General features: G+C 44.6%; 10 protein-coding genes and 1 pseudogene. 5 read left to right on the top strand and 6 right to left on the bottom strand.

The window, feature by feature from the left end; all coding sequences use genetic code 11:
- Positions 1-76 precede the first annotated feature (76 nt).
- A complete protein-coding gene (locus D0T57_RS01535; RefSeq protein WP_163270158.1) occupies positions 77-2860 on the top strand; it encodes a carboxypeptidase-like regulatory domain-containing protein in 2784 nt (927 codons plus the stop codon).
- Positions 2861-2864: 4 nt separating this feature from the next.
- Positions 2865-7457 carry an alpha-2-macroglobulin family protein gene (locus tag D0T57_RS01540; RefSeq protein ID WP_163270159.1) on the top strand — a complete coding sequence of 1531 codons (4593 nt, stop codon included), beginning with the start codon at positions 2865-2867 and terminating at the stop codon, positions 7455-7457.
- A gap of 38 nt (positions 7458-7495) precedes the next feature.
- On the opposite strand, the pseudogene D0T57_RS01545 reads toward D0T57_RS01540, so the two are convergent.
- The 5 genes and pseudogenes from D0T57_RS01545 to D0T57_RS01565 all read right to left on the bottom strand — a co-directional run.
- Positions 7496-8602: pseudogene (locus tag D0T57_RS01545) on the bottom strand (class I SAM-dependent RNA methyltransferase); the annotation flags it as partial.
- 173 nt (positions 8603-8775) lie between these two features.
- Positions 8776-9453 carry a DedA family protein gene (locus tag D0T57_RS01550; protein ID WP_163270161.1) on the bottom strand — a complete coding sequence of 226 codons (678 nt, stop codon included), beginning with the start codon at positions 9451-9453 and terminating at the stop codon, positions 8776-8778.
- 77 nt (positions 9454-9530) lie between these two features.
- Positions 9531-10073, bottom strand: a complete 543-nt coding sequence (locus D0T57_RS01555; RefSeq protein ID WP_163270162.1) for a DJ-1 family glyoxalase III — start codon at positions 10071-10073, stop codon at positions 9531-9533.
- A 7-nt stretch (positions 10074-10080) separates the two neighbouring features.
- On the bottom strand, positions 10081-10944 hold the full coding sequence (locus D0T57_RS01560; RefSeq protein ID WP_163270164.1) for an energy transducer TonB: 864 nt from the start codon (positions 10942-10944) through the stop codon (positions 10081-10083).
- 16 nt (positions 10945-10960) lie between these two features.
- Positions 10961-11680: a pyridoxine 5'-phosphate synthase gene (locus D0T57_RS01565; RefSeq protein WP_163270167.1), complete on the bottom strand. Its 720-nt coding sequence runs from the start codon at positions 11678-11680 to the stop codon at positions 10961-10963.
- A gap of 205 nt (positions 11681-11885) precedes the next feature.
- Here D0T57_RS01565 and D0T57_RS01570 point away from each other — a divergent pair, with 205 nt between their 5' ends.
- From D0T57_RS01570 to D0T57_RS01580, 3 genes are all read left to right on the top strand, one after another.
- Entirely contained in the window at positions 11886-12755 is an 870-nt protein-coding gene (locus tag D0T57_RS01570; RefSeq protein WP_163270169.1) for an NAD kinase, read from the top strand.
- A gap of 431 nt (positions 12756-13186) precedes the next feature.
- Positions 13187-13627, top strand: coding sequence for a helix-turn-helix domain-containing protein (locus tag D0T57_RS01575; protein WP_163270171.1), 441 nt, complete (start codon positions 13187-13189; stop codon positions 13625-13627).
- 192 nt (positions 13628-13819) lie between these two features.
- Complete coding sequence (locus D0T57_RS01580; protein WP_163270173.1) at positions 13820-14278, top strand: transposase; 459 nt, start codon at positions 13820-13822, stop codon at positions 14276-14278.
- A gap of 386 nt (positions 14279-14664) precedes the next feature.
- On the opposite strand, the gene D0T57_RS01585 is transcribed toward D0T57_RS01580, so the two are convergent.
- Complete coding sequence (locus D0T57_RS01585; RefSeq protein ID WP_163270175.1) at positions 14665-17211, bottom strand: adenosylcobalamin-dependent ribonucleoside-diphosphate reductase; 2547 nt, start codon at positions 17209-17211, stop codon at positions 14665-14667.
- Positions 17212-17434: the final 223 nt, after the last annotated feature.

Consider the following 17434-nt stretch of genomic DNA (forward strand, 5'->3'; position numbering starts at 1 on the left):
GAATATGCCTTTAGCGTATGTCTATATAGATGTTAGTATGCCACTAGCTATGTATAAACCGGACAAAATAATAACTATGAGAAAAACATTCTGCCTTATCATGCTCGCTCTAATATTATCCCAGTCAGGCTATTCCCAGACAGACCGGATAATTATATCGGGAAACATATTGTATGATGACGGTTTCCCTCTGCCGGGAATAAACGTCAGGGATAAGAACTCGACCAACGGAACCATCAGCGATGTAGACGGAAACTTCACATTAAGCCTTCCATCGGGAAAGCAGACCGTCGTTGTGTCTTTTATCGGCTACAATACCGCAGAGGTAGAAGTGGACAAAAGCGAAGTCTGGAGCATCATCTTTTACGATGCCCACTTTGATATCAGACGGAGCGGGGGAGAGACCAATTCCATTGTTAAGGAGCCAACCGTCTTATCATATAAGCTAAGGAATGAAAAAGATGGAGAGGGAGTCTTTTATATGAAAGATGACATGCCAAGTAGTTATCATTCCGCATCCTTGTCGAGAATAGAAGAAATAAAGCCTTCGGGCAAAGGATATTCTATAAAGGAAGCGAAGGGCAGATTCTATACCTCAGGCTATGATATTCTTTATACAACATCGCTGGATGTATCTACAGTCGGGCGGTTGCCTCAATGGCAAACGGATTATGCCCAAGGACAGGGCGGGCTATGGAACAAATCTGACGAGATCTTTAGTTGGGGGCTTTCTCTATCTTCCCTCCAAAGCAATGGTGAAACACCTGTGATATATTCTCCTAAAGATTTCTTCGATACAGGGCTTTCTTTCAGCAACGCGCTCAATATAAAGTTCCCCGGATTTAAAAGAGGATTCACTTCTGTTGAGGTTGGGCAAAGACGCAACAATTCGCCTATTCCGGAGGCTTACAACGACAACTATAACCTGTCGTTGGCGATGGGCGATATTACGTTTGGCAGAGTAAAGAGTGAAGTCGGGGTACGCTATAATAATGTATATGGAAAACACGCCCAGCATGCTGCTAATATGGCGACGCTGATGTACGCAATATATACAACTCCACCTACTTTCGATAATTTGAATGGCCAATCTTCTGGCAAAGGAAATGTGTGGATAAAGCCAGATGGCTCTTACCATTCATACAACCCTTCGTTTGTTGAAAATCCTTATGCTTTGGTCAATGAATTGCCCGACAGGAAGAAGAGCGAATACCTGCTTTCTTTTCTCAAGGCTCAATATAACTATAAGTCTGTAGAATGGCTGAATACGGTTAATCTCGAAAAGACATGGAATAATTATACTAATGGAATGCTGTCTCAGGCCGAATTGTACCGTACTTTTGACCGAAAAGACCAGATAACAAATATTGCCGCTAATTCGGATCTCCTATGGACAATAAAAAGGTATGATCCAAAGATAGATATTCTTGCCAGATATTCATTTAAGCATACTTCCGACAAGTTGTTGTCGAAAAGGAATCCATTGGATCAGGGAATGTATCCGGGGGCACAAAACGAGAAGCTGATACGCAACTCGCACGACATAAAGTATGGAGTAAAGTTCAGGTGGGATAATGCTTCTTTTGAAGCTGCTAATACACACTACTTTTCAAATACTGCAAGCAGTAAAGATTATGCTAATCTGTTTCCCGAATTTGGAGCCAATGTTAAACTTGAAAGGGTGTTCGAGGACTTATTCGATTGGAATTACAACAACCTGTCTCTTTATGGCAATATCAAACGGAGCATAGGCGAAGTCTCGCTGATAAACCGTAGCCCGTCTGTATTGTCTACAACATTGAATGCTGCGTCTTTTCGCCACTACTATGAATACCAACTGCCAATATATAACGAATCATTGAAACCCGAAACCTACCTGAAATCGGAACTGGGTTTAAGGTATGTAAGCAATGGAGGGAATGTTTCTGCCGAAATAAGCGGATTCAATTATCATACGTACAACCTGGTTTCTCCGGTTGTTCAAGACTGGAACCCTGTAATGCAAAACATTGGGCGGCTGCGCAGCTATGGCTATTTTCTCGATTTGAGCTATAAGACCCGTTTCGACTCCCGTAATTGGAATATGGGGATTAAATATACATTCAGCCAGACTAAAAATAAAGCTACGGCATTATACCACGACCAGCCATTCGTCAGGCTTGCAGGCTTTTCCGACATCGCCACCGTTTTCGCCGAGGGCGAACCGTTAGGTGCTATTTACGGAACATCGTATCAGCGTAACGATGCCGGGCAAGTGGTTGTCGGGGCTGATGGTTTTCCTCTGGTAAATTATAAATTGACCAAAATCGGCGACCCTACTCCCGACTTTGTTATGACCTTGAACCCATCTGTGTCGTATAAGGGTTTTACACTTCGCATGTTGTTCGAGTACCAACATGGAGGCGACAGGTGGAATGGGACAAAGGCTTTTATGGATTGTCTGGGTGTATCTAAAAACTCTGGCGACAACCGTAATATCAAAGGTTATATATTCGATGGTGTCAACGAAAGTGGTGCGGCCAATACTGTCCCTGTCGATTTTTACAATCCTGACGAACCTATCTGGGATAACAGATGGGTGCGGTATGGCATGGCAGGAGTTGGCGAAGAGTATATAGAGAAAGCCAGCTACCTGCGTTTCTCCGATATTACACTATTGTATTCTTTTAATGTAAGGCGAAGCCGTATCCTCAACCGTTTAGATGTGGGCGTGAGTGCAAAGAACCTTTTCCTTATAACCTCTTATAAAGGAGTAGACCCTAATTCTTATATGTTTGGTTATTCTCTGGCAAATGGTTTAGACTTATTCAATACACCTTCTATGCGTAGTTATTCACTTTCTGTAACCTTAGGATTTTAATATTATGAAGAAGAAAATATACATCGGTATCTGCCTTCTGGCTTTGGTGCTTGTAGGAGCTGCAAATGGCGATATAATACAAACGCTGAAAAATGCATTGAGAGATTATAATGCAGATTATCCATCGGAGAAAGTTTACCTCCAGACAGACAAGACATACTACAAGCCTTTGGAAAGTATCTGGTATAAAGGGTTCCTTAGTAATGGTACAGATAATAAGCCTTCGCAGGCGAGCGATATCATATATGTAGAGCTGCAAGACCCGTGGGGTAATGTAGTAGAACGCCACGAACAAAATGTAATGTTGGGCACATTCAATGGGGTGTTTACCCTCTCGGATAAGATGGCCGGCGGTATTTACAAGATTGTGGGGTACACTACGTGGCTGAAAAACTGGGGACAGGATTATTTCTTTAGTAAAGACATTACAGTACAGAAGGTCATAACTCCGCGCCTGTTGCTTAAACTCGATTTCGAGAAAAGAGCCTATGGCGCAGGCGATGAGGTTGTTGCCAACCTGAAAGTGACAGACCTGAATAATGTAAAGACAACCGGTAGCCAGATAAAAGCAACCGTGCGGATTGCAGGCAAGGACTATAAAACAATAAATGGGGAAACCAGCGGCGGCGAATCTGTTATACGTTTCCCTCTCCCTAAAGACCTGAATACGGCCGATGGGATATTACAGATTGTGGTCAAAGACAAAGGTGTGGAAGAATCCATCCCGAGGTCGATCCCCATCGTGATAAACAAAGTCAGCATCCGCTTTTTCCCCGAAGGGGGCGACCTGGTAAGCGGAGTAGAGAACAAGGTGGCATTCGAAGCACTCAACGAATTTGGTAAAGGTGCCGACGTGAGCGGGGACTTGGTGGACGACAAAGGACAGGTGATAACCTCATTCAATAGTTTCCATCTGGGCATGGGTGCTTTTTCGTTTACGCCGGAGAAGGATAGGACATACTCAGTCCGCATATCTGCTCCAGCTGGCAACGAAGATTTGAATAGACTTCCACAGGCAAAGGATAATGGTTACACGTTGTCACTGTCAGAGAAAAGGAAAGGCATTACAACATGGAAGATATATAGCCCTAAGGATAATAACGATGCTTACTTTATAGCTCATACCCAAGGCGTGATACACTATACCAACCGGTTGAGCCTCAAAAAGGGCATTAATAGCATAGAAGTAAATACATCCGGTTTCCCGATGGGTATAGCAGTCTTCACCCTTTTGAATGGTAAAATTGAAGTTGCCGAACGCCTTGTGTTCCTGAATGCAGGCAAGAAGATGAATATAGAACTGCAAACGGATAAGGAACACTACGAACCAAAAGAGAAAGTAAGCTTGTCGATAAAAACGACAGATGATATGGGTAACCCTCTTTCGGCTAATATAGGATTGTCGGTAGTCGATGAGCAAATACTTACTATGGCCGATGATAAGCAAGACAATCTGTTGACCTATATGCTGCTGTCGTCCGAACTGAAAGGGGAGATACAAGAGCCGTCTTTCTACTTCGACCCCAACGAGCCTAAGGCAAACGAGGCTATCGACTATCTCTTGCTGACGCATGGGTGGAGACGTTTTAAATGGGCCGATTTGCTATCCCCATCCAAGATAGAGATAAATAACATGGCCGAAAGGTTCAGTAGTATCTACGGTTATATGCTCAATAAAAACGGGCAACCGACATCCGGCTCGGTGTATCTTATCGAACTCGGAGGTAAAAAGCGGATAGCAAAACTGAATACAACCAAAGAAGGGCATTTTGTATTCCACAATGTAGATATCTCGGAAGGTATTTGTGTATCTGCAAAATTGCCTGACCAAATCTATCTGATAGGTGGTGTTCCAATGATAGAGAGGCCGGACGAGGAAATAGCCGATACCGAAGAAGGCGGAGTACTCGACCTTTCGGAAAAGTCTCCGGATGTAAGCGAATCGAAGCCGGTAGCAGGCAGAGAGTTTCCATATACCAAAACAGAATCTTTTGCTGTCAGCGAAAGTAATTTGGAAGAGGTAATGGTAGTAGGATACGGGAGGCAAAATAGGCAGTTGATAACAACATCTGTAATGTATGTCGATAGGTATAATATAGGTTCAGTAGCCGATGACCTGATGACGGCTTTGTCTGGTAATGTCGCAGGCATATCTATAGGCCAGAAGACGGTCGACCAGCCTACGTCTTCTCAGATACATATAAGAGGTACTTCTTCTCTCATCTCAGCCGAACCATTGGTTATTATAAACGGCATTCCGGTCGAAGGATCGGCTGCATATGCTTTAAGCTTGGTCAATCCGGGCGATATAGACAATATAAATGTTGTGAAGTCAGTAAACGGGAGTGCCATTTACGGCAGCCGCGCTTCGAATGGGGTTATACTTATTTCCACTAAGAGAAAGCAGTTCAAGCAGAAATACAGTCCGGCTAAAGCTAATTATAGTACGGCATATGTCTTTCGGCGACAGTTCTATAAAGCTCCTGTTTTTACTCAGGATAAAGACAACCCATCGCAGGAAAATACAACTGTCTACTGGAACGGGGACATACATACCGATGCTGAAGGTAAGGCCAGCATCGAGTTTGTGAATAACAAAAACTCCTCAACATTCAGGATTACTGCCGAAGGCATATCCCCATCCCACGGATTGTTGGCTACAGCAACCAAGCGTATCGTTACGCAAAAGCCATTCTCCATCGATGCCAAAATCCCTCCGTTTGCCGGATGTGGCGATATTATAAAGATACCTGTAATGCTTAAGAACCTAACCGACAAACCTATGAAGGTCAATCTTAGCGTTACTTCCGATAAGCCGGAGGATGTTGTCGTGCACAACTATGATAATAACATAGAAGTGCCTGCCAATAGTACTCAAACTGTGTTTGCCGGTATGTCGGTTGAGAAGCCGGTACAAGGCATTAACATTCGGATAGTTGCAAACGCAGATGGCTACAAAGATGAGATAGGCAGGATGCTGACAGTACGGGAAGTCAATTTTCCTTATCAATATGGTTTTTCCGGCAGGGCATTTAGCGACAAGGTTGAATTTGACTTGCCCGATTATGTAAAAGGTACTCTTTACGCTGAAGCAGTGGCCGAGGTTGAGATTACCAACCAATTATTTGATGGCGCAGAAAGCATATTCAGACAGCCTTATGGATGCTTCGAGCAGGTACTATCGAGTGCCTTCCCCAATGTGTTTGCTTTGCAGTTGCTTAAAGCCACAGGGAAAACGGACGAAGCCGTACTCAACAAAGCTATGATGTATCTTGAGAATGGCTATAGTAAGCTTGCCAATTATGAAGTGAAGAAAACCGGGGGCTTCGAATGGTACGGAGGTTCGCCTGCTCACGAGATGCTCACTGCCTACGGGCTTGTCCATTTCCACGAACTGCAAAAGGTTTACGGTAAGGTCAATCAACAGATGGTCGACAGGGCGATGAATTTCTTGTTGAGCCGGAAAGATGGTAAAGGAGGATTCTCTCAAAACAGGGGTAAATATGGCTTTTCGGCTGCGCCCCGGAATGTAAATAACGCTTACATCGTTTACGCTCTCAATGAGATTGGTAGCGGGGAGCTTATCGGGCTGGAATATCAGTCGGCATTGCAAGAGGCTATGGATAGCAAAGACATATACCGCATGGCTTTACTCGCAAACGCAGCTTATCAGTCGAAAGATATTATCTCATATAAAAAGCTGGTGGCAGACTTCAAAGAGATAATAAGCAAGGAGGATGACCTATCGAAACTGAAAATACAGGCGACCATCGTTTATAGCTATGGCGATGCCGGCATCAGGGAGGCTATAGCCTATTGGTTACTAGCTCTGTACAAAGACAACACATCCTTCGATATCGCATTGATAGAAAAGTGCCTGGATTATATAGCTAAAGGTAAGCGTGGCGGCTATTTTGGCAATACACAGGCTACAAGTGTTTGTTTACAGGCTCTAAGCAAATATGCCATGTACATTGGTGCTGGATCTGTAAAGGGCAGCTTTAGCTTGAAGGTAAACGACAATGAGCCGGAAGGTATTGTTATAAAGGACTATATAAGCAGAAATATTAAACCTGCGATTGCCTTTGCCGACAAATTGAAACAAGGCAAGAATACTATTTGGGTGGATTTCAAAGAACGCGATATGCTTGCACCTTATGCAGTCAATATTTCATGGTATTCGGCTCTCCCTGCAACATCGCCATTGTGTCCATTGCAACTCACTACCCGGATAGAAGCTACAGATATCAAGGTGAATGAGACTGTAAGGCTATCAGTCAGGTTGAAGAATACCGATGAGTCTACGGGCAAGCCTATGAGCATCGCTGTTATTGGCATCCCCGGCGGCATGAGCCTGCAACCTTGGCAGTTGAAGGAGTTGCAAGAGAAAGAAGTCTTCGATTTCTATGAGATTATCAACGACAACCTTGTAGTCTATTACCGCGAACTGGGCCCTGGCGAAGAAAAGGTGATAAACCTCGATCTCAAAGCCGAAATACCGGGTACATATACGGCTATGGCTTCATCGGCTTACTTGTATTACATGGATGAGCATAAGTATTGGATAAGCGGTATCAAGGTCAAGATAAACGAGTAGGCTATATCAGCCTACTTCATGTCTTTTCTCTTTCCTGCGAATATATCGTATCTGCGGAATTCGCAGGGAAGGGAGCCGTTTACCAGTTGTACTTTCTTCGATGGCTTTAGTCCTATCTTGTCAAAGCACTCTTTCTTGTAGCTGAGTATCCATGCTGTATATCCCATAAATACATGCTTGAGCCGTTCGCCAATATGCTCGTATAGCTCCGAAAGGTTTTCCGGTTTGATACGCTCTCCATACGGAGGATTTGTCACAAGGATTCCTTTGTCGGAGGGTGCTTGCGTGTATTCCTCAAATGGCTTTACAGCAAGCTGGATATGTTTTTCGAAGCTTGCACCTTTCACATTCTTCGAGGCTATCTCTATGGCTTCGCGAGAAATATCCGAGCCGTAGATCCTATGCTTAAATTCGCGCTCGGCGCTGTCGTCGTTATAGATATCGTCGAAAAGGTCGGCATCGAAGTTCTTCCACTTTTCGAAGGCAAAACTCTTCCTGTATATCCCCGGAGGAACATTCATCGCTATCATGGCAGCTTCGATAAGCAACGTGCCCGAACCGCACATGGGGTCTACGAAGTCAGATTCGCCGCGCCAGCCTGTTTTCAATATCATCCCCGCAGCTAATACTTCGTTGAGAGGTGCTTCGGTCTGTGCAACCCTGTATCCTCTTTTGTGTAGCGACTCGCCCGAACTGTCGAACGATAGGGTGCATTTGTCGTGTGCTATGTGGAAGTTTATAAGCAGGTCGGGGTCTTTGGTATCTACCGATGGACGTTTGCTTGTCTTTTGCATGAAGTAGTCTACAATAGCATCTTTTACCCTGTATGCTACAAACTTGGAATGGGTAAAATAGTCGGAAAAGGTGATAGCATCTATGGCAAATGTACTGTCTTCGGTCAGGTGCTCGAACCAGTTCATCCCTTTCACTTTCTTATATATCTCGTCCGTGGTTTTTGCCCTGAACTCGTAGACGGGACGCAGTATGCGCAGCGCAGTGCGGCAATATAAATTAGCTTTATAAAGCAGGGCAAGGTTACCTTCGAACGAAACCATACGTTTCCCGATCTCCAGATTATTGGCTCCCAACCCAATCAACTCTTCGGCTAATACATCTTCCAGTCCTGCCATCGTTTTGGCTATCATCGTAAATTCTCTTCTGCTCATATCTTAGTTTTGCTTTCCTTTTTAAGTATAACAAACGTAGTGAAAAACGACGAGATTTCAGCCACTTTATTCTATCAAACTGACTTCTCAAAACAAACAGCCACCTGCATAACTATGTCAGATGGCTGCCTATATCTTATAATCGAGGGATATTATTCCGTTTTAGCCTCTTTCTTTCCTTGTATCTTAGCTTTCAATACTTCGTACACACCCGGCATTATCGACAGGATAATAATAGCTACTACAACCAGTTTCAGATTGTTTTGCACAATTTCCAATCCTCCTACAAAATAGCCAAGAAGACAGAATATTGCTATCCATGCCACACCGCCTATCACATTGAACGAGAAGAAGTGCTTGTATGTCATCTTACCCATTCCTGCTACAAACGGGGCGAATGTACGCACAATAGGCACAAAACGGGCTATAATAATGGTCTTGCCCCCATGCTTTTCGTAAAACTGATGCGTCTTTTGCAAATATTCCTGTTTGAATATCTTCGAATGCGGATTGCCGAACAGCTTTTCGCCAAAGAAACGCCCGATAGTATAATTCATTGCATCGCCCAATACGGCAGCTACAATGAGTATCAATATCAACCAATAGATATGAAGGGAGTTACCCTGATTGGCCGTTATGGTTCCGGCAAGGAACAACAACGAATCGCCCGGAAGAAACGGGGTTACAACCAAGCCTGTTTCGCAGAAAATGACAAGGAAGAGAATAGCATAAACCCATGTATCATACTGGTTTACCAAGTGGTTAAGGGCATCTTGCGTGTTAAACAATAATTCATGGATAAACAACCATGCTTCGTTAAGAAATTCCATTTTTTAAGTTTTGTATTTACAATATATATATAAAGAAGAATGACGGGGAGCTTCCCATCATTCCTGTTTCTTCCTTCTTATTTTACCAGCAATCCGGCGGCTATCTCGTCGCGTTTTTCCTTACCCAAAAGCTGTTCTACAAGGCTCAGGGCAAAGTCGATGGTGAGTCCCGGCCCGCGTCCGGTGGTTATATTGCCGTCTATCACTACGGCCTTGTCTGTTTGCAAGGTTGCTCCTTCCAGATATTGCTCGAAACCGGGATAGGCTGTTGCATTCTTCCCTTTCAGCAAGCCCAACCCGCCAAGCACCATGGGCGAAGCACAGATAGCGGCTACCTTTTCGCCTTTGTTGGCAAAGGCAAGCACTTCTTTTTTCATCGCCTCGTGTTCGTTATACTTAGGCGTTCCGCCGGGGAGAACCAGCATTTCGGCAGTAGAAAAATCTACATTGTCGAACATTATGTCGGCAACTACTGTTACACTGTGGCTACTGGTCACTTGCTGGTTGCCGGTAAGCGAAACCGATTTTACATCCAATCCGGCACGGCGCAATATGTCGATCGTACCAAGTGCTTCTATTTCTTCAAATCCTGTTGTCAGGAAAACGTAAATGGTCTTCATACACAATTTAATTTAGATTAAACTTATATGTAATTGTTCCTCTTTGGTTAGTCAAAGCTGACACTTCATTAAACTTTGTCCGCCTGGCGGCTTTTAATGCCTCATTTCTCAGGTTCGAATTTGGCGTATTTGTACCCCTGCCGATGGAAGCATCTATAACATCACCCTTCGGGTTGACCAATACATCGACCACCACAGTACCGTAATCGTTTACCGAATAGGCAGGCTTGGCCAGCCCTCCACTACCCAGGCTACGTCCGCCGAGGTCGAACGAGCCCCAGCCGCCTACGCCGCTTTTCTTACCACTACTGGCATTGCCCGTAGATACGCCTTGTGTGCCTGTCCCTTGTGTTTCGCCACGGCTGCCATTGCCCGATCCGTTGCCGAAAAGATCTTTCATTTGCTGGTTTATCTGCCCTTTGCGCTCGGCTTCGAGACGGGCTACACGCTCCGTTTCGGCTTTGCGACGTTGTTCGGCTGCTTCCTGCTGGCGTTTTTCTTCGGCTTTCTTTTTGGCCTCTTTTATAGCCACTGTTTCTTCCATATCCTGGGTTACAGGGGTTTTGCCGGCATTGGCGATATTGGGTTTCGGTTTCTCCGAAGTATTTTCCATCATCGGAAGCGGGTCTACTGCCACATTGGGCGAAGCCGACTGGCTTGCGCCGGAATTGCCATCGCCGCGTCCGTTGGGCTCGTTGTCGCCAAAGGCATCGGCCACATTGCCGAACATTACGGGTACGCCTCCCCAGTCTTCCGCCTTGCGTATCTCGGCAGAAGGGGTAAGGTATGCAAATAAAAGAAACAAGATGATGGCGGCGTGGAAACCAATGGTCCCCAGCATACTTATCAACTTATTTTTTTGTCCTTCCATCTGATTATTGTTTTTCTTAAATATCTTTCAGGCAATCCTTATAAGCCACTATAGTCTTTTCCAGCCCCAGGTAGAGGGCATCGCTAATCAGGGCGTGCCCGATAGACACTTCGTCGAGCCAGGGGATGTTCCGGTAAAGGAAATTGAGATTTTCGAGGCTCAGGTCGTGCCCGGCATTTATACCCAATCCTATTTTTTGGGCCAACAAGGCTGCCTCTACAAAAGGGGCTACCGCTGTGTTTTTATCCTTCGGATAATTGGCAGCATAGGGCTCGGTATAAAGTTCGATGCGGTCGGCTCCTGTTTTAGCTGCATATTCCACTATTTTGAGGTCGGTACCTGTAAATATGGATGTGCGCACTCCCACTTCGCGGAAATCGTCAACCAAGTCTGACAAGAGCTGCTGGTATTCTATTGTATCCCATCCCGCATTGGAAGTAATAGCATCGGGCTTGTCGGGAACAAGTGTAACCTGTGTCGGGCGGATGGTCTTTACCAGGTCGACAAACTTTTGGTTGGGATAGCCTTCTATATTAAACTCGGTCTTTATCTTCGCTTTCAGGTCGTGCACGTCTTTGAAACGGATATGCCGTTCGTCGGGACGCGGATGCACTGTTATGCCGTCTGCGCCAAAGCGTTCGCAATCCAATGCCACCTGCACCACATTGGGCACATTGCCTCCCCGGGCATTGCGGATAGTGGCTACCTTATTGATATTTACACTTAGTTTTGTCATGAAAAACAGTTAATAACGTACCTTCTTGATATTGTTGTAAAAAAAAACTGTCAACACAAACTTTTTTAGCAACTTTGCAAAACGATACTAAGGTACAAATGTAATACGAATTGGTGAAATAGATTACATTAGTTCCATTTTATTAACAGCTCCGGCAGATATTTGTTTTACCGGTACTTTATATATTTGACTAGAAAAAGAAAGCATGAAAATAGCAATATTCGGCAGCAGGAGGCAATCAAAGTCGCAAGTAAACAAGCTTTTCGAGATATTGGAGCGTTACGGCGCCGAAATCTATTTGCAGGAAAAATTCTGCATCTACCTGAAAGAGACTTTCGGTATGCAGTTCAAAAAGGCAGGACTGATAACCAGCGACGATTTCGAAGCCGACCTTGCCGTCAGCATCGGCGGCGACGGCACATTCCTGCGCACGGCATCGCATGTAGGCAAGAAAGACATCCCCGTATTGGGCATCAATGCCGGACGGCTGGGTTTCCTTGCCGATGTGGGCGAAGCCGACCTGGAAGATACTTTTGCCGACATATATACGGGCAATTACCGGATAGAACTTCGCAGCCAGTTGCACCTATCTACCGAACATAAGGATTTTACGGGCTACAACAATGCGCTGAACGAAATAGCCATACTGAAACAAGATTCGGCTTCGATGATTACCGTGCATGCCAATATAAACAATGAATACCTGACATCGTACGAGGCCGACGGGCTTATAATAGCTACCCCTACGGGGTCTACGGCATATGCGCTGAGCGTAGGTGGGCCTGTGATAACGCCCACAGCCGCCAATTTTGTGATTGCAGCAGTTGCACCGCACACATTGAGCACCCGTCCGCTGGTAGTGCCCGACGAATCGGTCATCACCCTCGATGTGGAGAGCCGCAACAACAGCTTCCTGATTTCGCTCGACGGGCGTTCGAATGTATTTCGCACGGGCACAAGGCTTACTATTTCGAAGGCAGGGCATTACCTCAAGGTATTGAAACGCGGCGAAAACACGTTCTACGATACGCTGCGCACAAAGATGAAATGGGGCATAGACCCTCGGCAAAGCTGATTTTGCATGGTTGCAGGTTATAGCGTGACTACACTTCCGGTACAGTAGCGTAAATACAAAATGGGCTGCCCTCACGGTAGCCCATTCGCCCCCTTCTCTATAGCTTATTTACGGAGTAATAGTACGGGGAAGATTAATCCTTCTATAAAATTCTTCTTTTGCGTTTGAGGGATGCTCGCGCCTCCGGGCTGTTAAGTTTGGCATTTGTTTGGTTTATTTTCGTCTGCCCTGACTATAGAATGCATGACAGCGAGAGCTTCTCCTCCTTGTTCAACATTGCAAAGAAAATCTTTTCATTGCTATTCGGCAACGAGCCAACGCAGGATAAATATCCAATAAGCCCGAATAATTATTCCGTCAACAAGATTTTTATTACATTTGTTAAACTGTAGATATAATTATCCCGTAAGACAACAAAATAGCATTAAACAATGGAAAACAACGAAGCGATAGAAAACAACACCCATCACGGACATGCCATGAAGCGAATACGCAAAGCACTGGGCATGAAACAAGAAGTGATGGCAGAAAAACTTGGCGTAGGACAAGCATCGGTGTCGCGGCTGGAGCAGCGCAGGGAGATAGACGACGAAACTCTGGAACAGATAGCGAAGGCATTAGATGTCTCTACAAAAGTTTTAAAGGAAATGCAGGAAGACCCCGTGACCGTAATTATAGAGAATAATACTTTTGAGGAAGGAAGTGTAGGCAATCTCGGAGCTTATAACAACAATGAAAGTAATATTACAAACAATCCTATTGAAGAAATATTAAAGCTAACTCAAGAGAAACAAGAGCTATACGAACGCCTTTTGGCATTGGAAAAGGAACGCAGCACAATGCTGGCAAAGATACTGGGAGAGAAGGAGTAAGAAAGAAGGCTGTAATATTTAGCTTTATCCTTTGGTGTTTGCAAACACTAAAGGACGATGCTTTATCATAGGGCTGAAAGCCCGCTACATTTCAGCCCGGGGTACCACCCCGGGTATATATCGAATCATCTGAACCGGAGTGCTGAAAGCACGAAACAAAAATCGCCCTGTTGGATATAACTATAAGTCGATATGTCTCAATCTTTATCTAAACTATATATTCACATCGTTTTTCACACCAAAGGAAATACAACACTCATTCGCACGAAAGATTCTGACCAACTTTATTCATATATAGCTGGCATACTAAAAAAACATGATTCGATACCGATTCAAATAAATGGCACTGACAACCATATCCACATTTTATGTGTCATGTCTAAAAATATAGCATTAGCAACTTTGGTACAACAAATAAAAGCAAGTTCATCGGGCTGGCTTAAGACATTGGATGATTATTACAGGGAGTTTGCGTGGCAAAAAGGATATGCCGGTTTTTCGGTAAGCCCGTCTGTACATGAGAAGACATCGCGGTATATTCTTAATCAACAGGAACATCATAAGAAGATGAGTTTTAGGGATGAATTGTTGATGTTTTTCAAAAAATACCGGATCGAATATGATGAAAGATATTTATGGTTGGACGACTGAACAGGTGTCGTGCTTTCAGCACTCTGGTTCAGATGATTCGATATATACCCGGGGTGGTACCCCGGGCTGAAATATGACGGGCTTTCAGCCCTGAACAGTATGCAATCAATTGTTTACCAAAATATATGAAGTAAAACTCCGTGCCCTTTGTGCTTTTTCTTTGTGCCCTTTGTGGTAAAAAAACAAGATTCAACCACAAGGAACACAATGTTTTACACAAAGCTCACAAGGGAAAGTACATAACTAATTGATATCTAAATACTATCACATTAAACTCACATTAATTTAACTACCAATTGGAGTCTGCCAGAGACATATTGAAACAAACAGCCTCTTTGCTAAACGATAACAAAGAGGCTCAATTTCCTATTTAAATAGCCGATATCTTATCCGCACTTAGATGCGCCACAATTGGTACATTTCATACAACCCTCTTGATAGACAAGCGATTCGAGTCCGCACACCGGGCATTTCTGTCCTTTGGCTTCTGTTTCGTTAGGCAGGTATTTTTTGAGGGCGCGTTCTACACCATTTTTCCATGTATTGATGGTTTCGCTATTCAGTTCCAATCCCTGCACCAGCTTCACTACCTGGTCGATAGGCATACCGTAGCGAAGTACGCCGGAAATGAGTTTGGCGTAGTTCCAGAACTCAGGGTTGAACTTGTCGTTCAGTCCCTCCACTGTGGTTTTATAGCCCCTCTTGTTCTTGAACTGGAAATCGTACGAACGTTCGCCGTCTTCGTTTTTTGTCTTGATTATCTTACCTCGATTGACATTCTTAGGCAACATCAGCCCTTCGTCGTCGTCGGCAATACCTGTAAATATTTCGTAAGGACGTCCATCGAGCAAACCGATAAAGGCAATCCATTTTTCCTTGTTATTCTGGAATTTGATAACCTCCGCCTCAAGCTCACGCGGACGTTCGGGTACTATGACAGGGCGTTCGTAGCAGTGTTCGCAGTTTTCCTCTTCCTTCTTCTTTTCATCGTTGGCGATAAGCACTCCGGCACGCGAACCGTCGCGGTAGACAGTACAGCCTTTGCATCCGCTTTTCCATGCTTCGATATATAATTTGTTCACCAAGTCTTCGGATACATCCGACGGCAAATTGATAGTCACACTGATAGAGTGGTCGACCCATTGCTGTATGCGTCCCTGCATTTTCACCTTTTGCAGCCAGTCTACATCGTTCGATGTGGCTTTGTAGTAAGGCGATTGGGCAACCATTGCATCTATTTCTTCATTGGTATATTTCTTGGCTGTAGGATATCCATTGCTTTCCATCCATGTAACAAACTTGTGGTGGAAGACTACATATTCTTCCCACGAATCGCCATTCTCGTCTACAAAGTCGATACGCACCTCTTTATCGTTAGGATTCACCTTGCGGCGGCGTTTGTACACCGGCAGGAATACCGGTTCGATGCCCGATGTAGATTGGGTCATCAAGCTGGTAGTACCTGTAGGGGCAACCGTAAGGCAGGCTATATTGCGGCGTCCGTATTTCTTCATATCTTTCAGCAGTTGCGGATCGGCTTCGCCCAGACGGTTGATAAACGGATTATTTTTCTCCCTTTCGTAATCGAATATTTCGAATGCTCCGCGTTCTTTAGCCATCTCTACCGACGAGCGGTAGGCAGCCAAAGCCAAAGCCTTGTGTACACTTTCGGCAAAATCGGTAGCCTCTTCCGTTCCGTAGCGCAAGCCCATAGCGGCTATCATATCGCCTTCGGCAGTGATACCGACTCCTGTGCGCCGCCCTTGAAGCGTTTTGGTGCGGATTTTTTCCCAAAGGTGTCTTTCCGGCCATCTCACTTCGTTGGTTTCGGGGTCTTCGTCTATCTTAACGAGTATCTTGTCTATCTTTTCGGATTCGAGGTCGATAATATCATCCATTATGCGTTGTGCCAGCCCGACATGCTTTGTAAACAGGTCGAAATCGAAATATGCATCTTCTTTAAATGGATTTACCACATACGAATACAGGTTGATAGCGAGCAGGCGGCAGCTATCGTAAGGACACAACGGTATTTCGCCACAAGGGTTGGTCGAAATGGTTTTGAAACCCAAGTCGGCATAACAGTCGGGCACAGACTCTTTTATTATTGTATCCCAGAACAATACGCCCGGTTCGGCCGAACGCCAGGCATTGTGTACAATCTTTTTCCACAATTCAGACGCATCTATCTCTTTTACTGTCGTAGGGTTGGCCGAATCTATCGGATATTGCTGCCTGTACGGTGTATTATTCACCACGGCCTGCATAAAGCCGTCGTCGACACGGACAGAAACATTCGCTCCGGTCACTTTGCCCTCCGTCATCTTCGCATCTATAAACGATTCCGAATCAGGGTGTTTGACACTTACACTAAGCATCAATGCTCCGCGGCGACCATCCTGCGCAACTTCGCGCGTAGAATTAGAATAGCGTTCCATGAACGGAACAAGCCCTGTAGATGTCAAAGCCGAGTTCTTTACCGGAGAACCTTTGGGGCGGATATGCGAAAGGTCGTGCCCTACCCCTCCGCGGCGTTTCATAAGCTGCACTTGCTCTTCATCGACACGGATAATGGCTCCATAGGAATCGGAAGGGCCATCGAGGCCTATAACAAAGCAGTTGGAAAGCGAAGCTATCTGAAAATCGTTGCCGATGCCGGTCATCGGGCTTCCTTGCGGAACGATATAGTTGAAGTGGTCGAACAAGTCGTATAATTGTTGGCTTGTCAATCCATTTTTATATTTAGCTTCTACGCGGCTGATTTCATTGGCCAGCCGCCAATGCATGTCCTCAGGCGAGCGCTCGTAAATATTTCCGGCAGCATCTTTCAATGCATACTTGTTTACCCACACTTTAGCCGCTAGCTCGTCACCGTTAAAATAATCAAGGGAGGCATTATAAGCCTCATCGAATGTGTAAATCTTCCGTTCCATTGTTTTATTTTGTATGTTTTATACTGCCTCCAACCTTGCTCTTCTAATTCGGATACAATATTAAGCAATAAGTAAAAGCAAGACAAATTTTACAATATCAACTTTTCAACAACACAAAAAGTTTTCCATTTATTTTTTCAACCACATAATAATCAGTGAATTAAAAAATTGAAAATAGGAAAAAGTTTTCCATTTTGAAAAATACAACCTTTTAGATATTAAA

It is taken from the genome of Dysgonomonas sp. 511, assembly GCF_010501105.1.
Classification (GTDB): domain Bacteria; phylum Bacteroidota; class Bacteroidia; order Bacteroidales; family Dysgonomonadaceae; genus Dysgonomonas.

Bases quoted from the DNA above. Each gene is read 5' to 3' on its own strand.
- D0T57_RS01535 (WP_163270158.1), top strand. From the start codon at position 77: ATGAGAAAAACATTCTGCCTTATCATGCTCGCTCTAATATTATCCCAG.
- D0T57_RS01540 (WP_163270159.1), top strand. From the start codon at position 2,865: ATGAAGAAGAAAATATACATCGGTATCTGCCTTCTGGCTTTGGTGCTT.
- D0T57_RS01550 (WP_163270161.1), bottom strand. From the start codon at position 9,453: ATGGAATTTCTTAACGAAGCATGGTTGTTTATCCATGAATTATTGTTT.
- D0T57_RS01555 (WP_163270162.1), bottom strand. From the start codon at position 10,073: ATGAAGACCATTTACGTTTTCCTGACAACAGGATTTGAAGAAATAGAA.
- D0T57_RS01560 (WP_163270164.1), bottom strand. From the start codon at position 10,944: ATGGAAGGACAAAAAAATAAGTTGATAAGTATGCTGGGGACCATTGGT.
- D0T57_RS01565 (WP_163270167.1), bottom strand. From the start codon at position 11,680: ATGACAAAACTAAGTGTAAATATCAATAAGGTAGCCACTATCCGCAAT.
- D0T57_RS01570 (WP_163270169.1), top strand. From the start codon at position 11,886: ATGAAAATAGCAATATTCGGCAGCAGGAGGCAATCAAAGTCGCAAGTA.
- D0T57_RS01575 (WP_163270171.1), top strand. From the start codon at position 13,187: ATGGAAAACAACGAAGCGATAGAAAACAACACCCATCACGGACATGCC.
- D0T57_RS01580 (WP_163270173.1), top strand. From the start codon at position 13,820: ATGTCTCAATCTTTATCTAAACTATATATTCACATCGTTTTTCACACC.
- D0T57_RS01585 (WP_163270175.1), bottom strand. From the start codon at position 17,211: ATGGAACGGAAGATTTACACATTCGATGAGGCTTATAATGCCTCCCTT.